This is a genomic window from Enterobacter cloacae complex sp. IR5401 (genome assembly GCF_049238425.1).
Taxonomy (GTDB): domain Bacteria; phylum Pseudomonadota; class Gammaproteobacteria; order Enterobacterales; family Enterobacteriaceae; genus Enterobacter; species Enterobacter hormaechei_C.
The window spans coordinates 14,188-31,881 of record NZ_JBMKHN010000013.1 but is presented as its reverse complement, the minus strand read 5'-3'; the positions used below and the strand labels follow the sequence as shown (position 1 = coordinate 31,881).

The following is a 17,694-nucleotide window of genomic DNA, read 5'->3' as shown; positions in this document are numbered from 1 at the left end:
GTCAGGGATAAATCAACGTAAACCAGACATTCGACTGAATAGTGCCTGGTACAAGGTGTTCGGAAATTGCCCGGTAGCGGGCGCTGAAATGAAATACCAGCTCGCGGGTGTTAATGGGTAACCAGCTCACCGCCGTCGCGTTCGGGATGATCTGACGTTGCTGTTCGTCAAAAAGCGCCAGCCCGACACCACTGCTGACCGCATTTTCCCCCGGCCGCGATGTCGCCAGGAAAACCTGCGGGTCTTCTGCCGGTGTCACTCCCTGGAACTGGATCCCCACGGTGCGGGAGACGTCCACGCTGCAATCCAGCAGACGTACGGTGAAAGGCACATTAACCGTGGAAAAGCTGCCGACGCCGGAAAAGGCGTTTGTGCGGTATTGCCCCATATCCACGCGCATATTCTGGCTGTCCGGGGCCACGGCGCAGCCGCCGTTAACCAGCTCTCCCCTGAGGTGTACTTTGCCGCCGTCAATAACCACGGTATGTGCGTTTACCGCTGGGGCAATCGCAAGGGCGCACAGCAGTATCCCAGTCCTTGTCATCCTTCGCTCCCGGTATAGGCGATCAAAAGACCTCTTCCCTGAGGCCAGCCACATCCCTGTACTCAGGCATTACTCGTATTTCATTACGAATGTTGCGTCCGCGTTTGCCTGGCCTGGCTCGGTGGTCGCCGCCGTGGCTTTATAGCGCGCGGTGAAGTTCAGGGTGTTAGTCCCTTCAATCAGGTTCTGCGCCGCAGAGAAGGTTGCGCCGTCCGGGGTCAGCGTGGAGGATTTGCTGTCGAGGATCTCAATACCTACGCCCTTCGCGGAGTTGTCGTTGTTACCGGAGCTTACCGCCAGCAGCGTTTTGTCGGTGGCGTCGATCTGGCCGGTAAACGCGACAGCAGCGGTTTTCGCTACCGCAGGATCGCAGTCGTTCAGTTCGATGGTGAACGGAATATTGGAGGTGGTGTCACCCACTTTAGTGAATTTCGCGGTACGGTACTGGCCAAGATTAACCGTCTGCTCTGAAGAGTCAGTATTCACTGAACACGCGGCATTCACTAATTCACCTTTAAAATGCACCGTACCACCGTTTACAGATACAGGCGCTACCGGATCTTCTGCGTGAGCGGCACCCGCGACCAGGGCCAGAGTTGCAATAACAGTAGAAGCAATGTTGCTGAGTTTCATGTCTATTCCTTTAAAATGTAAATAACCCTTCCCGCGCATATTCGGGAATAAGAAATACGTTCAATTAAAAAATTGAAGGCTTATTTCGGAGAGGACAAAGTAGCTCAGGAATCTATTTTGTAATATGTCAAAACGCTGCCATTTAGCCAGGTCACATCCTAATCACCTCTAAGAAATTGACCATGCCCTGAGAAGGGATTTTGCGGGACATCGATGAAATCTCGTAAAGGGTGACTGACAGCGGCGCTCGCTTCTGACAAAATACAGGCAATCCCCCCTTTCTAACGTTACAGACGGAATCTTCTCTCTGATGGCAGCAAAGATTATTGACGGTAAAACGATTGCGCAGCAGGTGCGCTCTGAGGTTGCGGAAAAAGTGAAGGCGCGTAAAGCCGCCGGATTTCGCGCCCCCGGGCTGGCCGTTGTGCTGGTTGGCAGCAACCCGGCTTCGCAAATTTATGTCGGCAGCAAACGCAAAGCGTGTGAAGAGGTGGGGTTCGTCTCCCGCTCTTACGATCTGCCGGAAACCACCAGCGAAGCGGAACTGCTGGAATTGATCGACACCCTGAATGCCGATAAAGAGATCGACGGTATCCTGGTTCAGCTGCCGCTGCCTGCGGGCATCGACAACGTGAAGGTGCTGGAGCGTATCGCGCCGGACAAAGACGTTGACGGTTTCCATCCGTATAACGTAGGCCGCCTGTGCCAGCGCGCGCCGCGCCTGCGTCCATGCACCCCGCGCGGCATCGTGACGCTGCTGGAGCGTTATAACATCGATACCTATGGCCTGAACGCCGTGGTGATTGGCGCCTCCAACATCGTGGGCCGTCCGATGAGCATGGAGCTGCTGCTGGCGGGCTGCACCACCACCGTCACCCACCGCTTCACTAAAAACCTGCGTCACCACGTCGAAAACGCCGATCTGCTGATCGTTGCGGTCGGCAAGCCGGGCTTTATTCCGGGCGAGTGGATCAAAGAGGGCGCAATCGTCGTGGACGTGGGTATTAATCGTCTGGAAAACGGCAAAGTGGTCGGCGACGTGGTGTATGAAGATGCCGCAGCGCGCGCATCCTATATTACTCCGGTCCCGGGCGGCGTTGGCCCGATGACGGTAGCAACACTGATTCAGAATACCTTGCAGGCGTGCGAGGAGTATCACGACGTAGAGGACGCGTAATCATGGCAATTTTTTCTTTAGGTAAACACCCGCACGTTGAGCTGTGCGATCTGCTGAAGCTGGAAGGCTGGAGCGAAAGCGGTGCGCAGGCGAAAATCGTCATCGCCGACGGACAGGTAACAGTAGACGGCGCGGTGGAAACCCGCAAGCGCTGCAAAATTGTCGCGGGTCAGACTGTGAGCTTCGCAGGTCAGAGCGTGACCGTGACGGCCTGAGCTGTCTGATGCCCTCACCCTAACCCTCTCCCACAGGGAGAGGGGATAAACATCCCCTCACACCCATCACGGTTAATTATCGATCAACTTCAAATAATCACTATTCCCTCTGGCGAAATGTGAAATTTAAGTTGCGCGATTTTCAGACTTTCCCCACGATAAGTAGAACGTTCTACTAAAACGTTCTACTTACAATAACAGCGCAAAAAAAGCGCTACTCGGGGGAAATCAGCATGAGCCTGATATCAGGGTTTGTTAAATCGCTGTCTAAGTTATCGATGATTGGTCGCGCCTTAATGCTGCCAATTTCACTGCTTCCCGCTGCGGGCCTGTTGCTGGCCTTCGGCGATAAGTTCCACTTGCCGCTGATGATGAACGCAGGCGGGGTTATCTTTGATAACCTGCCAATGCTCTTCGCCATCGGCTCTGCCGTCGGACTGGCTTCGGAATCCGGCATTGCCGCTCTCTCTGCGGCGGTCTCCGTGTTTGTCACTAATATCACCATCAGCACCGTGCTGAGCATTACGCCGGAAATGGCCTCCCAGGGCGGGAAATACGCCATGGTCGTCGGCATTCCGACGTTACAGATGGGCGTCTTTGGCGGCCTGATCTGCGGTATTCTTGCGGCCTGGTGTTACAACCGCTTCCACACCATGCAGCTGCCGGAATTCCTCGGCTTCTTCTCCGGCAAGCGCTTTGTGGCGATTGCGACGGCGTTTCTGTCGTTCCTGCTCGGCCTGCTGCTGCCGTACGTCTGGCAGCATATTCAGTCCGGCATCGACGCCCTGTCCGTGGTGGTGAACGGCGATAACCAGGCGGCCTCGACCTTTATCTTCGGGCTAGTGGAGCGCGCGCTGATCCCGCTCGGCCTGCACCACATCTGGTATCCCTCCTTCTGGTATTCGTTCGGGGATTACACTACCCAGGCGGGTCAGGTGATCCACGGCGACCAGACCATCTGGTTCAAGATGCTGGAAGAGGGAGTGAAATCCTTCAGCAGCGACACCTACCATAACGCCGGGAAATTCATGCAGGGCGAGTTCCCGCTGATGCTGTTCGCACTGCCCGCGGCGTGTCTGGCGATGTACCACGAAGCGCACACGAAGAATAAGAAAATCGCGGCCGGTATTCTCTTCTCCGCCGCCCTCACCTGCTTCCTGACGGGCATCACCGAGCCGGTAGAGTTCACCTTTATCTTCGTGGCGCCGATCCTTTACGTCTTCAACGCCATCATGGCAGGCCTGGCGTACATGACCATGTACCTGCTGCATGCGCATATCGCCAAGTCGTTCTCGGCGGGCTTTATCGACTACCTGTCGTTCGGGATCCTGCCGTCGTTTAACGGCTATCAGACCAACTTCCTGAGCGCCATTATCATCGGCATTCCGATGGCATTAATCTACTACTTCACCTTCCGCTTCGTGATCCGCCGTTTCGACGTGAAAACGCCGGGCCGCACCGAAGTGACCGCCAGCGCGAATGACAAGTCCGATTCCGAACTTGCCACCGAAATCATCGGCCTGCTGGGCGGTGCGCAGAACATTGATTCCGTCGGCTCCTGCATCACGCGTCTGCGTCTGGAAGTGGCGAAGAGCGAAGCGGTGGACCGGGACGGGCTGAATGGGCTTGGCGCGCGCGGCGTGGTGTTCGTGGGCGATAACGGGATACAGGTGATTTTCGGGGCCAGAGCACAGTTTATCGCCCAGACGATGTCCACGATGATTGGCAAATAATAAGATGCCTGAAGGAGGCGTCTCCTGTACGCTGGGGGTCGCCTCTTATCTGGCTGATAATCGGTAAATTTCAGGGAGCGGTTTTGAAGAAAGTCAGCATTATTGATGTCGCAAAGCATGCGGGCGTGTCGGTTTCTACCGTTTCGCTGGTGCTGCGCCAGAAAGGGAAGATCTCAGAGGCGACGATCGGGAAGGTCAATGCCGCCATCACAACGCTGGGCTATGTTCATAACGTCGCCGCTGCCAATCTTCGCGCCAACACCTCCAACTTAATCGGCCTGATCCTGCGCGACTTCAGCGACAGCTTTTCCATCAAGGTGATGGCGAGCATCGTTCAGGAGCTGGAGAAGCAGGGTTATATGGTGTTTCTCGGTCAGCCGCTGAATGACGGCGAACATCTTGAGCGTACCCTGCTCTCGTTTAAGCAGCAGGGCGTGGCGGGCGTCATCTACCTGGCGTCGGACACCCGCACCGCCTCTCTCCCGGAACACATTCGCCACTGCCCGCTGCCGCTTGTGGCGGTTTCGCAGTCGTTGCTGGAAGAGAAATGCAATCTGGTGATGCGCGATAACCGCCAGGCGGCGAACCTGGCCGCGCGTTATCTTATCGAGCGCGGGCACCGCACCATCGCCTACATTGGCGGGCGCGACGGGTGCCGTATCCGCGAGCAGCGCCTGCTTGGTTTTCGCAGCGCGATGACGCAGAACGGTCTGATCTGGCGTGAGGAATATTCTCCCGCCTGCACCGATGACACGCAGGCGGCGGCCATGGCGACTCGCCAGCTGCTGGAGAAGAACAACACGATTACCGCCCTGCTCTGCCATTCACCGGACGCGATGATCGGTTCGATCTCAGGTATTCACCAGGTGGGGCGCACGGTGGGTAAAGACGTGTTTTTAACCCAGCAGGTGGCGCTGATTGGTTTTGAAGATATGCTCCACGTTAATCTCACGTCGCCGTCACTGACTTACGTTTCGTCTGCCAGCGAAGAGACCGGCCGCCAGGCGGCAGGGCTGATGATCCGCAGGCTGAAAGAGCCGGACCTGCAAACGCAGCGCATAACCCTTTCCGGGCAGCTTATCGCGCGGGAATCGGCGTAAAATCAGAATTTAGCATGGGTCTTTTAGCGCGAGATGACTGCTATATTTCCATGATTTGCCATGGATAAATGCAATGCCTACCGTTATCACCCACGCTGCCGTACCTCTGTGTCTGGGCTTAGGGCTCGGAACCAACGTCATCTCACCCCGCCTGCTGTTTGCCGGGATCGTCCTCGCCATGCTGCCCGATGCCGACGTACTGGCGTTTAAATTCGGTGTTGCCTACGGGAATATTTTCGGCCATCGCGGTTTCACTCATTCGCTACTGTTTGCCCTGGTGGTGCCGATACTCTGCGTGCTGGCAGGCCGACGATGGTTCAGGGCCAGCCTGACGCGCTGCTGGCTGTTTTTAACCGTGTCGCTGCTGTCGCACAGCCTGCTGGATTCGATCACCACCGGCGGGAAAGGCGTCGGCTGGCTGTGGCCCTGGTCAGATGAGCGCTTCTTTGCGCCGTGGCAGGTGATCAAAGTCGCGCCGTTTGCGCTGTCGCGCTATACCACGCCATACGGGCATGAGGTCATTATCTCGGAACTGCTGTGGGTGTGGCTGCCGGGGATGGTGCTGATGGGGATGTTATGGTGGAGAAAACGTGCGCGCTGATGCCCTCACCCCGGCCCTCTCCCACGTAAAGAGGGAGAAAACCTAACAATTCCCTCTCCCTGTGGGAGAGGGTTAGAGTGAGGAGAAAATTACTTACGACGCCAGGTGGTTCCCTGCGGGCCATCTTCCAGAATAATGCCCATCTCGGTCAGACGGTTACGCGCCGCATCCGCCGCCGCCCAGTCTTTCGCCTGACGCGCTTCCAGACGCGCTTTAATCAGTGCTTCAATTTCCGCCACTTCGCCGTCGTCCGCCTGCGCGCCGCTTTGCAGGAACACATCCGGCTCCTGCTCCAGCAGGCCGAGCACGGAAGAGAGCTTACGCAGATGAGACGCCAGCGCATTGGCCGCCGCCATATCTTCTGACTTCAGGCGATTCACCTCACGCGCCATGTCGAACAGCACGGAATAGGCTTCAGGGGTGTTGAAGTCGTCGTTCATGACCTCAACGAAGCGGGCTTCGAACGCCTCGCCGCCTGCGGCTGGAACAGACTTGTCGGTGCCGCGCAGTGCGGTATACAGACGCTCCAGCGCAGCGCGCGCCTGCTTCAGGTTCTCTTCGCTGTAGTTCAGCTGGCTGCGATAGTGGCCAGACATCAGGAAGTAACGCACGGTTTCCGCGTCGTAATACTTCAGCACGTCGCGCACGGTGAAGAAGTTACCCAGCGATTTCGACATCTTCTCGCGGTCAACCATCACCATCCCGGAGTGCATCCAGTAGTTCACGTACTCGCCGCCGTGAGCACAGGTGGACTGCGCGATTTCGTTTTCGTGGTGCGGGAACATCAGATCCGAACCGCCGCCGTGGATGTCGAAATGGTTGCCCAGCTGCTTGCAGTTCATCGCGGAACATTCAATGTGCCAGCCCGGACGCCCTTCGCCCCACGGTGATGGCCAGCTTGGTTCGCCCGCTTTGGACATCTTCCACAGCACGAAGTCCATCGGATTACGCTTCACGTCAACCACGTCCACGCGCGCACCGGCCTGGAGCTGGTCCAGATCCTGGCGGGAAAGCGCACCGTAGGTTGGGTCCGTCGGCACCGAGAACATCACGTCGCCGTTGTCCGCCACATAGGCGTGACCGCGCTCGATCAGCTTTTGGGTGATATCAATGATTTCATGGATATGGTGGGTCGCACGCGGCTCGCTGTCCGGGCGCAGAATATTTAAGGCGTCAAAATCCTTGTGCATTTCGGCGATCATGCGATCCACCAGCGCGACAAAGCTTTCGCCATTTTCATTAGCACGTTTAATGATTTTGTCGTCGATGTCGGTGATATTGCGCACATACTTCAGGTTGTAGCCCAGGAAGCGCAGGTAGCGTGACACCACGTCGAACGCGACAAAGGTACGGCCATGGCCGATGTGACAGAGATCGTAAACCGTAATACCACACACGTACATGCCGACTTCCCCGGCATGGATAGGTTTAAATTCCTCTTTTTGGCGCGTCATTGTATTAAAGATTTTTAACATCGAAGATTCCATGTAAACACGTGTGTGGATTGTTTGTTCCTTATAATACCCATAATTCGGAGTACGGTCAGCACACAATGCAAGGTGATCGTGTCCTGTGGTTATGCTATAACAAGCCCCTATATGTGACCCGAGCACGGGTCGACGCACCACAATAACGGAACAGGATGCAAAAATGGTTACTTTCCACACTAATCATGGCGATATCGTAATCAAAACCTTTGATGACAAAGCGCCTGAAACAGTTAAAAACTTCCTGGACTACTGCCGCGAAGGTTTCTACAACAACACTATTTTCCACCGTGTGATCAACGGCTTTATGATCCAGGGCGGCGGTTTCGAGCCTGGCATGCGCCAGAAAGAGACGAAAGAAGCGATCAAAAACGAAGCGAACAACGGCCTGAAAAACACCCGTGGTACGCTGGCAATGGCCCGTACTCAGGCGCCACATTCTGCAACCGCACAGTTCTTCATCAACGTAGCGGACAACGACTTCCTGAACTTCTCTGGCGAAAGTCTGCAAGGCTGGGGCTACTGCGTATTCGCAGAAGTGGTTGAAGGGATGGACGTGGTCGACAAGATCAAAGCCGTTTCTACTGGCCGCAGCGGTATGCACCAGGACGTTCCTAAAGAAGACGTTGTGATTACAAGCGTGACCGTCAGCGAGTAATTCGTGGCGACACTCTTTATTGCGGATCTACATCTGCAAACAGAAGAACCGGCGATAACCGCCGGTTTTCTGCGTTTTTTACGCGGTGAAGCGAAAAACGCCGACGCGCTGTACATTCTGGGCGACCTGTTTGAGGCCTGGATTGGCGACGACGATCCGAACCCGCTGCACCGTGAGATGGCTGCGGCCATTAAAACGCTGGTGGATTCCGGCGTCCCCTGCTATTTCATTCACGGCAACCGTGATTTCCTGATCGGCCAGCGCTACGCCCGCGAGAGCGGCATGACGCTGCTGCCGGAAGAGCAGGTGCTAAACCTCTATGGCCGCAATATTCTGATCATGCACGGCGACACGCTCTGCACTGACGATACCGGCTACCTGGCGTTTCGCGCCAAAGTTCACACCCCGTGGATCCAGAAAGTGTTCCTCGCCCTGCCGCTGTTTATTCGCAACCGCATCGCCGCCAGAATGCGCGCGGGCAGCAAGGCCGCCAACAGCAGCAAATCGATGACCATCATGGACGTCAACCCGCAGGCGGTGGTGAAGGTGATGGAGAAGCATCGCGTTCAGTGGCTGATCCATGGCCATACCCATCGTCCCGATGTGCATTCCCTTATCGCCAACGGCGAGCCCGCCCATCGCGTGGTTTTAGGGGCCTGGCACAGCGAAGGATCGATGGTCAAAGTCACGCCGGAAGGTGTTGAACTGATCGCCTTCCCGTTTTAACCCTCCCCGTCTTTTCGCCCATTTCCCGACCACGCAACCGTTTTCCTTGCCGGTATTACATGCTATTCTCTGTGCCCTCGAAAGCAGTGTGTTCCGCACCACAGGAGTTTTAAGACGCATGTCTTCCCGCAATAATCCGGCGCGTGTCGCCATCGTGATGGGGTCCAAAAGCGACTGGGCTACCATGCAGTTCGCCGCCGAAATCTTTGAAATCCTGAATGTTCCGCACCACGTCGAAGTGGTTTCCGCGCACCGTACGCCGGATAAACTGTTCAGCTTCGCCGAAAGCGCCGAAGAGAACGGTTACGAGGTGATCATTGCCGGTGCGGGCGGCGCAGCACATCTGCCGGGCATGATTGCCGCCAAAACGCTGGTGCCGGTACTGGGTGTTCCTGTGCAAAGCGCCGCGTTAAGCGGGGTTGATAGCCTTTACTCTATCGTCCAGATGCCGCGCGGTATTCCTGTCGGTACGCTGGCGATTGGTAAAGCGGGTGCGGCAAATGCCGCCCTGCTGGCCGCGCAGATCCTGGCGACGCATGATAAAGAGTTACATCAGCGTCTGGCGGAGTGGCGTAAAGCCCAGACCGACGAGGTGCTGGATAACCCGGATCCGCGGGGTGCAGCATGAAGCAGGTTTGCGTTCTTGGTAATGGTCAGCTTGGCCGGATGCTGCGTCAGGCCGGTGAGCCGCTGGGTATTGCCGTCTGGCCCGTCGGGCTGGATGCCGAGCCGGAAGCCGTGCCGTTCCATCAGAGCGTGATCACCGCCGAAATTGAACGCTGGCCGGAAACCGCCCTGACCCGCGAGCTGGCGCGTCATAACGCCTTTGTAAACCGCGACGTCTTCCCGATCATTGCCGACCGTCTCACGCAAAAACAGCTTTTCGACAAGCTCGGCCTCGCGACCGCGCCGTGGCAGCTGCTTTCCGATAAGCGCGAATGGGATGACGTCTTTGCGATGCTGGGAGACCTGGCGATTGTGAAGCGTCGCGTCGGCGGCTACGACGGCCGCGGGCAGTGGCGCCTGCGCGCGAACGACACCGCCGAGCTGCCGGATGACTGCTACGGCGAGTGCATCGTTGAGCAGGGCATTAACTTTAGCGGTGAAGTGTCGCTGGTTGGCGCGCGCGGGCATGACGGGCACACCGTTTTTTACCCGCTAACGCATAACCTGCATCAGGACGGGATTCTGCGCACCAGCGTCGCCTTCCCGCAGGCCAATGCTGACCAGCAGGCGCAGGCGGAAGAAATGCTCTCTGCCATCATGCATGAGCTGGGCTATGTGGGCGTAATGGCGATGGAGTGTTTCGTCACGCCGTCGGGTCTGCTGATCAACGAACTTGCGCCGCGCGTGCACAACAGCGGTCACTGGACGCAAAACGGCGCCTCCATCAGCCAGTTCGAGCTGCACCTGCGCGCCATCACTGACCTGCCGCTGCCGCAGCCGGTGGTGACCAGCCCGTCGGTGATGATCAACCTGATCGGTACCGATCTGAACTACAACTGGCTGAAGCTGCCGCTGGTGCACCTGCACTGGTACGACAAAGAGGTACGTCCGGGGCGTAAGGTCGGTCACCTGAACCTGAACGATACCGACACGGACCGCCTGAGCGCTACGCTGGAAGCGATTGTTCCCCTGCTGCCGCCAGAATACGCGAGCGGCATTGTCTGGGCGCAGTCAAAACTGAAGTAAGTATCCCCCGCCGGGGAGTTGACCTTCCCCTTCCCCGGCGTACAATTCCCGCCCATTGCTGCTCAGTTTTCTTCTGGAATCACCATGAACGATGGAACGGACTATCGCGCGATCCTCGCGTCCGATACCCCTTTAATCGACGTTCGCGCGCCGATCGAATTTGCCCAGGGTGCGATGCCCGCCGCACTCAACCTGCCCTTAATGAACGACGACGAGCGTGCCGCCGTCGGCACCTGCTATAAACGCCAGGGTCCGGACGCCGCGCTGGCGCTCGGCCATAGCCTGGTCAACGGCGAGACGCGAGAGGCGCGCATCAACGCCTGGCGGGAAGCCAGCCTGGCCCATCCTGAGGGCTACCTTTGCTGCGCGCGCGGTGGCCAGCGCTCACACATCTCCCAGGCCTGGCTGAAAGAGGCGGGAATCGATTATCCGCTGATCCGCGGCGGCTATAAGGCCCTGCGTCAGACGGCGATTCAGGTGACCATTGAGCAGTCACAAAAACCGATGGTGCTTATCGGCGGCTGTACCGGAAACGGTAAAACGCTGCTGGTTAAGCAGCATGCGCAGGGCATCGATCTGGAAGGGCTGGCGCACCATCGCGGCTCATCATTTGGTCGCACGCTCACCCCGCAGCTTTCCCAGGCCAGTTTTGAAAATCACCTTGCCGTCGAACTGCTAAAAAAAGACGCCGCGCGCTGGGTGCTGGAAGATGAAGGCCGGATGATTGGCTCTAACCACCTGCCGGAATGCCTGCGCGACCGCATGGTTTACGCCCCTGTCGTTGTCGTCGAAGACCCCTTTGAAGTCCGCCTGGAGCGCCTGCGCGAAGAGTATTTCGACCATATGTGGGCCGATTTTTCTGCTGCCTACGGCGAGAAAGCGGGCTGGAAAGCGTATAGCGAATATCTGCATCACGGCCTGTACGCCATTCGTCGCCGTCTGGGGCTGCAACGCTTCGCGGAATTTACCGCCCTGCTGGATGCCGCGCTTGTCGAGCAACAGCGTACTGGCAGCACTGACGCGCACTTCAGCTGGCTTGTGCCGCTGCTGAAGGATTATTACGACCCGATGTACGGCTATCAGCTGGAGAAAAAGGCGGAGAAGATTGTGTATCGCGGGACGTACGAAGAAATTGCTGAGTGGCTCGATCGCTGAAAAATAAAGCCGGGTGGCGAGGTAAAAGCAAAACGGCAACCTGGGTTGCCGTTTTTAATGTTTTTTCCCTCTCCCCGTGGGAGAGGGTCAGGGTGAGGGCATCAGGCCGCACCCTACATGACAACTTAGAAGTCGTAACGCAGACGCACCAGGTTCATGTCGCCCAGGTTGTCGGTGCTGGAGGTGAACACGTGTTCGTAATCCACGCGGAAACCGTAATCCAGCTGGAAGCTGATACCCACACCGTTGTCGATGCGCTGGTAGTTACGGCCATTCACGTACTCGATACGGTCGCCCATGAAGTACGGCTGGATGGATTTCACCGCATACTGACCAACAGGGAACTTGTAACCCGCAAAGTATTCAATACCCCATGCATCACCGGCGAAGTAGTCGTTAACGGACACTTTTTTGGTGGTCAGGAAGTTTTGATACCAGCCGCCGCCTGCGGAGAAGGTCCAGTTATCCGGCGTCCAGCTCAGGGCGGTACCAAGGATGTTCTGGTCGTAGGATTTGCTGTCGCCGTTGTCCGGGTTACGCATGTCCGCGCGGGTGTAGTTCCACGCTGCGCCCCAGGTCAGATCGGTGGTCAGGTGATAATCGATACCCAGTGAACCGCCGCCTTTACGCTTGTAGCGCAGGCCGTTGCCCGGCAGGTATTCGCTGTCTTCAAACAGGTAAGAGGCGTAGATGTCAGCATCGCCCACGGTTTTCTTGTACTTCAGCATCTGGCGTGAACGGTAAGAGCCGTCGTAGTCGCCATTAATCCCGTTACCTGGCGCCTGACCAATCATGTCGTAGTCCCAGATATCGGTTTTTGCGCCCACCACGTCATAGTACACGCTGTTCTGCTGGCCGAAGGTCAGCGTACCCCAGGTGTCGCTCTTCAGACCGGTGTAGAGCATACGGCGTGAAGTATCGTGCGCGCCGTCGGCGTAGTGGTTATCCCAGTTAAACTGCGCCGGAATGTTCACACCCAGCTCGTAGTAAGTGATCCAGCTGATGTCATCGAACAGGTAGTAGTCTGCCGCGAAACGGAAGCGGGTACCGCCGTCAAAGCCGTTGCGCTTGTAACCGTTTTTGCCGTCATCGCCGGTCATGTTCTGGAACTGAGGACGAATACTACCGCCAACGGTGAAGTTCAGGCGGCTCAGCGGGTTACCCGCCTGCGGATCCTGTTTCAGAAGGGTGATTTCCGCCTGGGATGCGAAAGAAGCCAATGCCACTGCTGCGCCGATCGTTGTCGCCAGCGCTGTTTTTCTTATAGTCATTCTTTTTCCTTGATAGACACGCTGCTAAATATTTAGCTGGTGAATATTAACCGGAAAAATTCGGGCTGTGTGGGCGGGTTTTTAATGTTTTGCGCTACTAAATGCAGGGACATTAACGATTTGTGCCGTTAAGCAATGACGCACCAGCAGAAATGCCGGTGCGTCATCATCACGTCAGTAAACTAGCTGACAAACTGGCGGAATAGCGCTTTACCTTTCAACAGCCGGGATCCGAGCCAGCCGCCGCACAGGGACAGCAGCACGGCGCCGCAGACGGGCAGCGTGAGCCACAGCCGCCAGTCGGGCTCCCACGGGAAGTCGAAGACTTTGCTCTGGAGTACCGCCAGCGCCGTTTCCGCCCCGATGGCCGCCACCAGGCCCGCCACCAGCCCGAGCAGGGCAAATTCGCTCCACAGCGTGGCGCGCAGCAGCCGTTTACTGGCCCCCAGCGTGCGGTAGACAACCAGCTCCTGATGACGCTGACGCATGCCGACCTGCACCTGCGCCAGCAGCAGCAATATGCCACAGATCGTCACCAGCACCACCATCACCTCCAGCGCGCGGCTTACCTGCTCCAGCACCTGCCCGACCTGTTTAAGGATCGCGCCGATATCCAGCAGGCTCACCGTCGGAAATTCCCGGTTAAGCTGCGTCAGCATGCCGTTGCCGTTTTCCCAGCGGAAGCTGGTGAGCCAGCTCTGGGGCTGTCCGTCCAGCGCACCCGGCGGGAAGATGAAGAAGAAGTTTGGCCGCAGGCTTTCCCAGTCCACTTTACGCAGGCTGGTAACTTTGGCGGTGAAATCCTGGGTATCACCGGTGAAGGTCACGCTGTCGCCGAGGTTCACGTTCAGGCGTGTCGCCAGCCCCTCCTCCATCGACACTTCCCCCGCTTTCGGCGGCCAGGTGCCAGCAACGATCGGGTTATGGTCCGGACGTTTCGCCTGCCAGGTCAGGTTGAGTTCGCGGTTGAGCGATTCATCCTTATTTCCCTCCGTCGACTGGCCGTTGATCTGCGTCAGTCGGGCGCGCACGATCGGATAGAACGACTCGGGAATAATGTGATGCTCGGACAGGAAGCCCTTCAGCGGCGTCACCTGCTCGGGCGCGATGTTGATCAGGAAATAGTTCGGGCTTTCTGGCGGAAGCTGCTGCTGCCAGCGATCCAGCAGATCCCCGCGCAGCACCAGCAGAAGCGCCAGCAGCATAAACGACAGCGAAAATGCCGAGAGCTGGCTGAGGGTAGACCACGGCTGGTGCAGCAGTCGGTTAACCGCTAACCGTATGGGAAGTGATTTAACTGTCAGCTTTCTCAGCACATTAAGCAGTATCCAGCCCACTACGCCGCACAGCAGCGCCAGCACCACCGCGCCCGCCAGCACCGCCCACAGCAGCGTACTACCGCCCATCAGCCAGGCCAGCAGCCCGACCGCCACCGCAATAATCACCGGCAGGTAGAACTTCAGCGGCCAAACGCTGGCCACCACATCGCGGCGCAGCACGCGCAGCGGCTGGGTGGCGAGCAGCAGTCGGTACGGGCGTAACCCCACCAGCAGGGAGATCGTCGTCATCGCGCCGATTGCCCACAGCCACGGCCAGAGGCTGGCAGGCGGTAATGCGGCGGGCAGTACCGGTTTGAGCAGCACCATCAGCAGCTTTTCAAACAGCAGCCCTATCGCCCCGCCGGTCAGAGCCGACAGCGCCAGCACCATCAGCCACTGGCCGACAATCAGCTTGCGCAGTTGCGCGCGGCCCGCGCCGAGGGTTTTGAGGATCGCCACCAGATCGTAACGGCTGCGGCAGTAGTGCCCCATCGCCACGGCAACCGCCGCAATGGCTAGCAGCAGGGTTAACAGCGCCGACAGCAGCAGGAACTGCTGAGAACGCTCAAGAGATTTGCCGAGCGCCCCGTCATCCTGCTCCAGTCCGTACCAGCGGTGTTCCGGCTTGAGCTGCGGCAGGAGCCATTTTTCGTACGCCTCCAGTTGAGCGGGCGTTCCGCCAAACTTATACCGCCAGGTGACACGGCTTCCCGGCTGGACGGCGTGGGTTTTCGCCACATCCGCGGTGTTCATCAGCAGGCGCGGCGCAAGCTGGAACGGATTAAATCCGGAGTCGGGCTCCTGCACCACTTCCCCGGCAATTTTGAGTGTCGCGTCGCCGACGTCGATACTGTCGCCGGGTTTCAGGTTCAGCAGCGCCATCAGTCGCGATGCCAGCAGGACCGTACCGGCCGTCGGTTTTAGCCCCGGCGGGCTGGTTTGTAAGTCACCGTACATCGGGTAGATGTCATCCACGGCTTTTACGCTGGCAAGCTGCGGCGTGTCGCCCGCAAAGGTCATGGTCTGAAAGGTGATCTGCTCCCCTACTTTCAGCCCCTCTTTGCGCGCTTCCTCTATCCAGCCCGGCGGCACGGGGCGAGAACTTTGCAGAGCCCGGTCTCCGGCCATAAATTCCCGACTCTGCTGGCTAAGCCCTTTCTCCATACGATCGCTGACGCTACCGAGCGCCAGCACGCAGGCCACCGCCAGGCTCAACGCCAGCCAGACAATCAGCAGCGAGGGCGAGCGCCACTCGCGCCAGAACCAGCGGGCAATCATGCTTCCTCCTGAAGAATACCGTTCACCAGCCGCAGGCGGCGGTCGCAGCGGGCGGCCAGCTGCGGGTCGTGGGTAACCAGAATCAGCGTGGTGCCGTGCTCGCGGTTGAGGGAAAACAGCAGATCGGCAATTTTGTCCCCGGTTTTACGGTCGAGATTGCCCGTTGGCTCATCGGCAAACAGCACTTCCGGGCGCCCGTTAAACGCCCTGGCCAGCGCCACGCGCTGCTGCTCACCGCCGGAAAGCTGTGCCGGAAGGTGGTCGAGACGTTTTCCCAGCCCCAGCTGTTCCAGTAACGCCTTCGCGTGATCGCGGCTTTCACGGGTATTTTCACCGCGCAGCAGGCCAGGTAGCTCAACGTTTTCCAGCGCGTTCAGCGTCGGGATCAGCATGAATGACTGAAAGACAAACCCGATATGCCGGGCTCGCAGCGCGGCGCGGGCCTCTTCATCAAGCGCGTGGAGGGGCTGGCCGACCAGGTTCACTTCTCCACTGCTGCCATCGTCCAGACCGGCGAGAATGGCCAGCAGCGTGGACTTACCGGAACCGGATTCACCAATCAGGGCGATGGTTTCGGCACGTTTGACAACGAGTTCAACTCCGGTGAGGATGGAAAGCTCGTGTTCCCCCTGACCGACGGACTTCTTAAGACGATGAACTTCAACAATGTTTTCCGCTGGCATTTGCCCTTCCTGTTTTTGATGCTGATGACCTTCCGCGCGGCGGCTGCGGACACGTTATTGATTCTGGGCGACAGCCTGAGCGCGGGCTATCGTATGGCCGCCAGTGCGGCCTGGCCCGCCCTGCTCAATGATAAATGGCAGTCCCGGGCCTCTGTCGTGAACGGCAGCATCAGCGGCGATACGTCGCAGCAAGGCTTATCGCGCCTGCCTGCCCTGCTTAAGCAGCATCAACCGCGTTGGGTGCTGGTCGAACTGGGCGGTAATGATGGTTTGCGCGGCTTCCAGCCTCAGCAAACGGAGCAAACGCTGCGGACCATTTTGCAAACCATTAAGGCCGCCAATGCCCAGCCGCTGCTGATGCAAATTCGCCTGCCCGCTAACTACGGCCGTCGGTATAATGAGGCGTTTAGCGCGATCTATCCTAAGCTTGCCAAAGAGTTTGATATTCCGCTGCTGCCATTTTTCATGGAAGAGGTCTATCTGAAACCCCAGTGGATGCAGGATGATGGCATTCACCCCAATCGCGATGCCCAGCCGTTTATTGCCGACTGGATGGCAACCCGGCTGGCTCCTTTAGTAAAACATGACTCGTCAAACAGCTGAGAACCTGACAGGTAAAGTTATGCAAAAATCGGTCTTAATAACAGGATGTTCCAGCGGAATTGGCCTTGAAAGCGCCCTTGAACTGAAACGTCAGGGGTTTTGGGTGCTGGCAGCCTGCCGCAAACCCGAGGATGTCGAACGCATGCGAGGGCTGGGATTTACCGGCATTCTGCTGGATCTCGATTCGCCAGAGAGCGTAGAGCAGGCCGCCGATGAGGTTATCGCCCTGACCAACAACCGTCTTTACGGTCTGTTCAACAATGCGGGCTACGGCGTGTACGGCCCGCTACAGACTCTCTCACGGGAACAGCTGGAGCAGCAGTTCTCCGCAAACTTTTTCGGGGCGCATCAGCTTACCATGCGCCTTCTCCCGGCCATGCTGCCGCACGGCGAAGGGCGGATTGTCATGACCTCCTCGGTGATGGGCCTGATCTCCACACCGGGCCGCGGGGCTTACGCTGCCAGTAAATATGCGCTTGAAGCCTGGTCCGATGCGTTGCGCATGGAGCTGCGCCACAGCGGTATTAAGGTCAGCCTGATTGAACCCGGCCCGATCCGCACCCGCTTTACGGAAAACGTTAACCAGACGCAGGCGGACAAACCGGTCGAAAATCCCGGCATCGCGGCGCGTTTTACGCTTGGGCCAGAAGCCGTCGTTGCCAAAGTGCGCCACGCGTTTGAGAGCGATACCCCTAAAATGCGCTATCCGGTCACGCTGGTGACCCATGCCGTCGGCTGGTTGAAACGTCTGCTGCCGGGGCGGATGATGGACAAAATTTTGCAGGGTTGAGTTGAAGCGACCACGCTTACCCCCATGTA

The 17,694-nt window shown here is 57.9% G+C and carries 18 protein-coding genes; 12 read left to right on the top strand and 6 right to left on the bottom strand.

Annotated elements, in window-relative coordinates:
- Window position 1: 1 nt before the first annotated feature.
- A complete protein-coding gene (fimI, locus tag ACOTX1_RS17640; protein ID WP_003858910.1) occupies window positions 2-544 on the bottom strand; it encodes a type 1 fimbrial protein subunit FimI in 543 nt (180 codons plus the stop codon).
- Between the two features lie 69 nt (window positions 545-613).
- Window positions 614-1,177 (bottom strand): type 1 fimbrial major subunit FimA, encoded by a 564-nt coding sequence (gene fimA / locus ACOTX1_RS17635; RefSeq protein WP_003858911.1) that lies wholly within the window; start codon window positions 1,175-1,177, stop codon window positions 614-616.
- 310 nt (window positions 1,178-1,487) lie between these two features.
- On the opposite strand from fimA, the gene folD reads away from it, so the two are divergent.
- The 5 genes from folD to ACOTX1_RS17610 all read left to right on the top strand — a co-directional run bounded on the left by folD (window position 1,488) and on the right by ACOTX1_RS17610 (window position 6,003).
- Window positions 1,488-2,354, top strand: a complete 867-nt coding sequence (gene folD, locus ACOTX1_RS17630) for a bifunctional methylenetetrahydrofolate dehydrogenase/methenyltetrahydrofolate cyclohydrolase FolD (RefSeq protein WP_006809817.1) — start codon at window positions 1,488-1,490, stop codon at window positions 2,352-2,354.
- Window positions 2,355-2,356: 2 nt separating this feature from the next.
- A complete protein-coding gene (ybcJ, locus tag ACOTX1_RS17625; RefSeq protein ID WP_023315553.1) occupies window positions 2,357-2,569 on the top strand; it encodes a ribosome-associated protein YbcJ in 213 nt (70 codons plus the stop codon).
- 233 nt (window positions 2,570-2,802) lie between these two features.
- Window positions 2,803-4,302 carry a PTS transporter subunit EIIC gene (locus ACOTX1_RS17620; protein ID WP_023315552.1) on the top strand — a complete coding sequence of 500 codons (1,500 nt, stop codon included), beginning with the start codon at window positions 2,803-2,805 and terminating at the stop codon, window positions 4,300-4,302.
- 83 nt (window positions 4,303-4,385) lie between these two features.
- Window positions 4,386-5,402, top strand: a complete 1,017-nt coding sequence (malI, locus tag ACOTX1_RS17615) for a Mal regulon transcriptional regulator MalI (RefSeq protein WP_022650520.1) — start codon at window positions 4,386-4,388, stop codon at window positions 5,400-5,402.
- Window positions 5,403-5,475: 73 nt separating this feature from the next.
- Window positions 5,476-6,003, top strand: coding sequence for a metal-dependent hydrolase (locus ACOTX1_RS17610; protein ID WP_023315551.1), 528 nt, complete (start codon window positions 5,476-5,478; stop codon window positions 6,001-6,003).
- A gap of 89 nt (window positions 6,004-6,092) precedes the next feature.
- Here the strand turns inward: ACOTX1_RS17610 and cysS are convergent, their stop codons facing one another.
- Window positions 6,093-7,478, bottom strand: a complete 1,386-nt coding sequence (gene cysS, locus ACOTX1_RS17605; protein WP_022650518.1) for a cysteine--tRNA ligase — start codon at window positions 7,476-7,478, stop codon at window positions 6,093-6,095.
- Between the two features lie 175 nt (window positions 7,479-7,653).
- Here cysS and ppiB point away from each other — a divergent pair, with 175 nt between their 5' ends.
- From ppiB to mnmH, 5 genes are all read left to right on the top strand, one after another.
- Window positions 7,654-8,148, top strand: a complete 495-nt coding sequence (gene ppiB / locus ACOTX1_RS17600) for a peptidylprolyl isomerase B (RefSeq protein WP_000256009.1) — start codon at window positions 7,654-7,656, stop codon at window positions 8,146-8,148.
- A gap of 3 nt (window positions 8,149-8,151) precedes the next feature.
- The gene (gene lpxH, locus ACOTX1_RS17595) at window positions 8,152-8,874 is read left to right on the top strand and encodes a UDP-2,3-diacylglucosamine diphosphatase (RefSeq protein WP_022650517.1); all 723 of its coding nucleotides are present in this window, start codon (window positions 8,152-8,154) and stop codon (window positions 8,872-8,874) included.
- 118 nt (window positions 8,875-8,992) lie between these two features.
- Entirely contained in the window at window positions 8,993-9,502 is a 510-nt protein-coding gene (gene purE, locus ACOTX1_RS17590) for a 5-(carboxyamino)imidazole ribonucleotide mutase (RefSeq protein WP_003858921.1), read from the top strand.
- Window positions 9,499-10,566 (top strand): 5-(carboxyamino)imidazole ribonucleotide synthase, encoded by a 1,068-nt coding sequence (gene purK / locus ACOTX1_RS17585; RefSeq protein WP_003858922.1) that lies wholly within the window; start codon window positions 9,499-9,501, stop codon window positions 10,564-10,566. Before purE ends, purK begins: the two co-directional genes overlap by 4 nt.
- 84 nt (window positions 10,567-10,650) lie before the next feature.
- Window positions 10,651-11,721: a tRNA 2-selenouridine(34) synthase MnmH gene (mnmH, locus tag ACOTX1_RS17580; RefSeq protein ID WP_023315550.1), complete on the top strand. Its 1,071-nt coding sequence runs from the start codon at window positions 10,651-10,653 to the stop codon at window positions 11,719-11,721.
- A 125-nt stretch (window positions 11,722-11,846) separates the two neighbouring features.
- On the opposite strand, the gene ACOTX1_RS17575 is transcribed toward mnmH, so the two are convergent.
- The 3 genes from ACOTX1_RS17575 to ybbA form a co-directional block, all read right to left on the bottom strand.
- Window positions 11,847-12,992, bottom strand: a complete 1,146-nt coding sequence (locus tag ACOTX1_RS17575) for a porin (RefSeq protein ID WP_022650515.1) — start codon at window positions 12,990-12,992, stop codon at window positions 11,847-11,849.
- A 182-nt stretch (window positions 12,993-13,174) separates the two neighbouring features.
- Window positions 13,175-15,589 carry a putative ABC transporter permease subunit YbbP gene (ybbP, locus tag ACOTX1_RS17570; RefSeq protein WP_023315549.1) on the bottom strand — a complete coding sequence of 805 codons (2,415 nt, stop codon included), beginning with the start codon at window positions 15,587-15,589 and terminating at the stop codon, window positions 13,175-13,177.
- On the bottom strand, window positions 15,586-16,272 hold the full coding sequence (ybbA, locus tag ACOTX1_RS17565) for a putative ABC transporter ATP-binding protein YbbA (RefSeq protein WP_023315548.1): 687 nt from the start codon (window positions 16,270-16,272) through the stop codon (window positions 15,586-15,588). The genes ybbP and ybbA overlap by 4 nt, the downstream gene beginning before the upstream one ends.
- Between ybbA and tesA the strand changes: the two genes are divergently transcribed.
- Window positions 16,243-16,875 carry a multifunctional acyl-CoA thioesterase I/protease I/lysophospholipase L1 gene (gene tesA / locus ACOTX1_RS17560; RefSeq protein WP_003858933.1) on the top strand — a complete coding sequence of 211 codons (633 nt, stop codon included), beginning with the start codon at window positions 16,243-16,245 and terminating at the stop codon, window positions 16,873-16,875. The two genes, ybbA and tesA, sit on opposite strands and share 30 nt — an antisense overlap.
- Window positions 16,856-17,665 (top strand): SDR family oxidoreductase, encoded by an 810-nt coding sequence (locus ACOTX1_RS17555; RefSeq protein WP_006809829.1) that lies wholly within the window; start codon window positions 16,856-16,858, stop codon window positions 17,663-17,665. The genes tesA and ACOTX1_RS17555 overlap by 20 nt, the downstream gene beginning before the upstream one ends.
- The last annotated feature ends 29 nt before the right edge of the window (window positions 17,666-17,694 follow it).

Excerpts from the sequence above, each read along its gene's own strand:
- ybcJ (WP_023315553.1), top strand. The coding sequence starts at position 2,357 with ATGGCAATTTTTTCTTTAGGTAAACACCCGCACGTTGAGCTGTGCGAT.
- ACOTX1_RS17620 (WP_023315552.1), top strand. The coding sequence starts at position 2,803 with ATGAGCCTGATATCAGGGTTTGTTAAATCGCTGTCTAAGTTATCGATG.
- ybbA (WP_023315548.1), bottom strand. The coding sequence starts at position 16,272 with ATGCCAGCGGAAAACATTGTTGAAGTTCATCGTCTTAAGAAGTCCGTC.
- ACOTX1_RS17555 (WP_006809829.1), top strand. The coding sequence starts at position 16,856 with ATGACTCGTCAAACAGCTGAGAACCTGACAGGTAAAGTTATGCAAAAA.
- cysS (WP_022650518.1), bottom strand. The coding sequence starts at position 7,478 with ATGTTAAAAATCTTTAATACAATGACGCGCCAAAAAGAGGAATTTAAA.
- mnmH (WP_023315550.1), top strand. The coding sequence starts at position 10,651 with ATGAACGATGGAACGGACTATCGCGCGATCCTCGCGTCCGATACCCCT.
- ybbP (WP_023315549.1), bottom strand. The coding sequence starts at position 15,589 with ATGATTGCCCGCTGGTTCTGGCGCGAGTGGCGCTCGCCCTCGCTGCTG.
- fimI (WP_003858910.1), bottom strand. The coding sequence starts at position 544 with ATGACAAGGACTGGGATACTGCTGTGCGCCCTTGCGATTGCCCCAGCG.
- purK (WP_003858922.1), top strand. The coding sequence starts at position 9,499 with ATGAAGCAGGTTTGCGTTCTTGGTAATGGTCAGCTTGGCCGGATGCTG.
- ACOTX1_RS17575 (WP_022650515.1), bottom strand. The coding sequence starts at position 12,992 with ATGACTATAAGAAAAACAGCGCTGGCGACAACGATCGGCGCAGCAGTG.
- folD (WP_006809817.1), top strand. The coding sequence starts at position 1,488 with ATGGCAGCAAAGATTATTGACGGTAAAACGATTGCGCAGCAGGTGCGC.
- fimA (WP_003858911.1), bottom strand. The coding sequence starts at position 1,177 with ATGAAACTCAGCAACATTGCTTCTACTGTTATTGCAACTCTGGCCCTG.
- tesA (WP_003858933.1), top strand. The coding sequence starts at position 16,243 with ATGAACTTCAACAATGTTTTCCGCTGGCATTTGCCCTTCCTGTTTTTG.
- purE (WP_003858921.1), top strand. The coding sequence starts at position 8,993 with ATGTCTTCCCGCAATAATCCGGCGCGTGTCGCCATCGTGATGGGGTCC.
- ppiB (WP_000256009.1), top strand. The coding sequence starts at position 7,654 with ATGGTTACTTTCCACACTAATCATGGCGATATCGTAATCAAAACCTTT.
- ACOTX1_RS17610 (WP_023315551.1), top strand. The coding sequence starts at position 5,476 with ATGCCTACCGTTATCACCCACGCTGCCGTACCTCTGTGTCTGGGCTTA.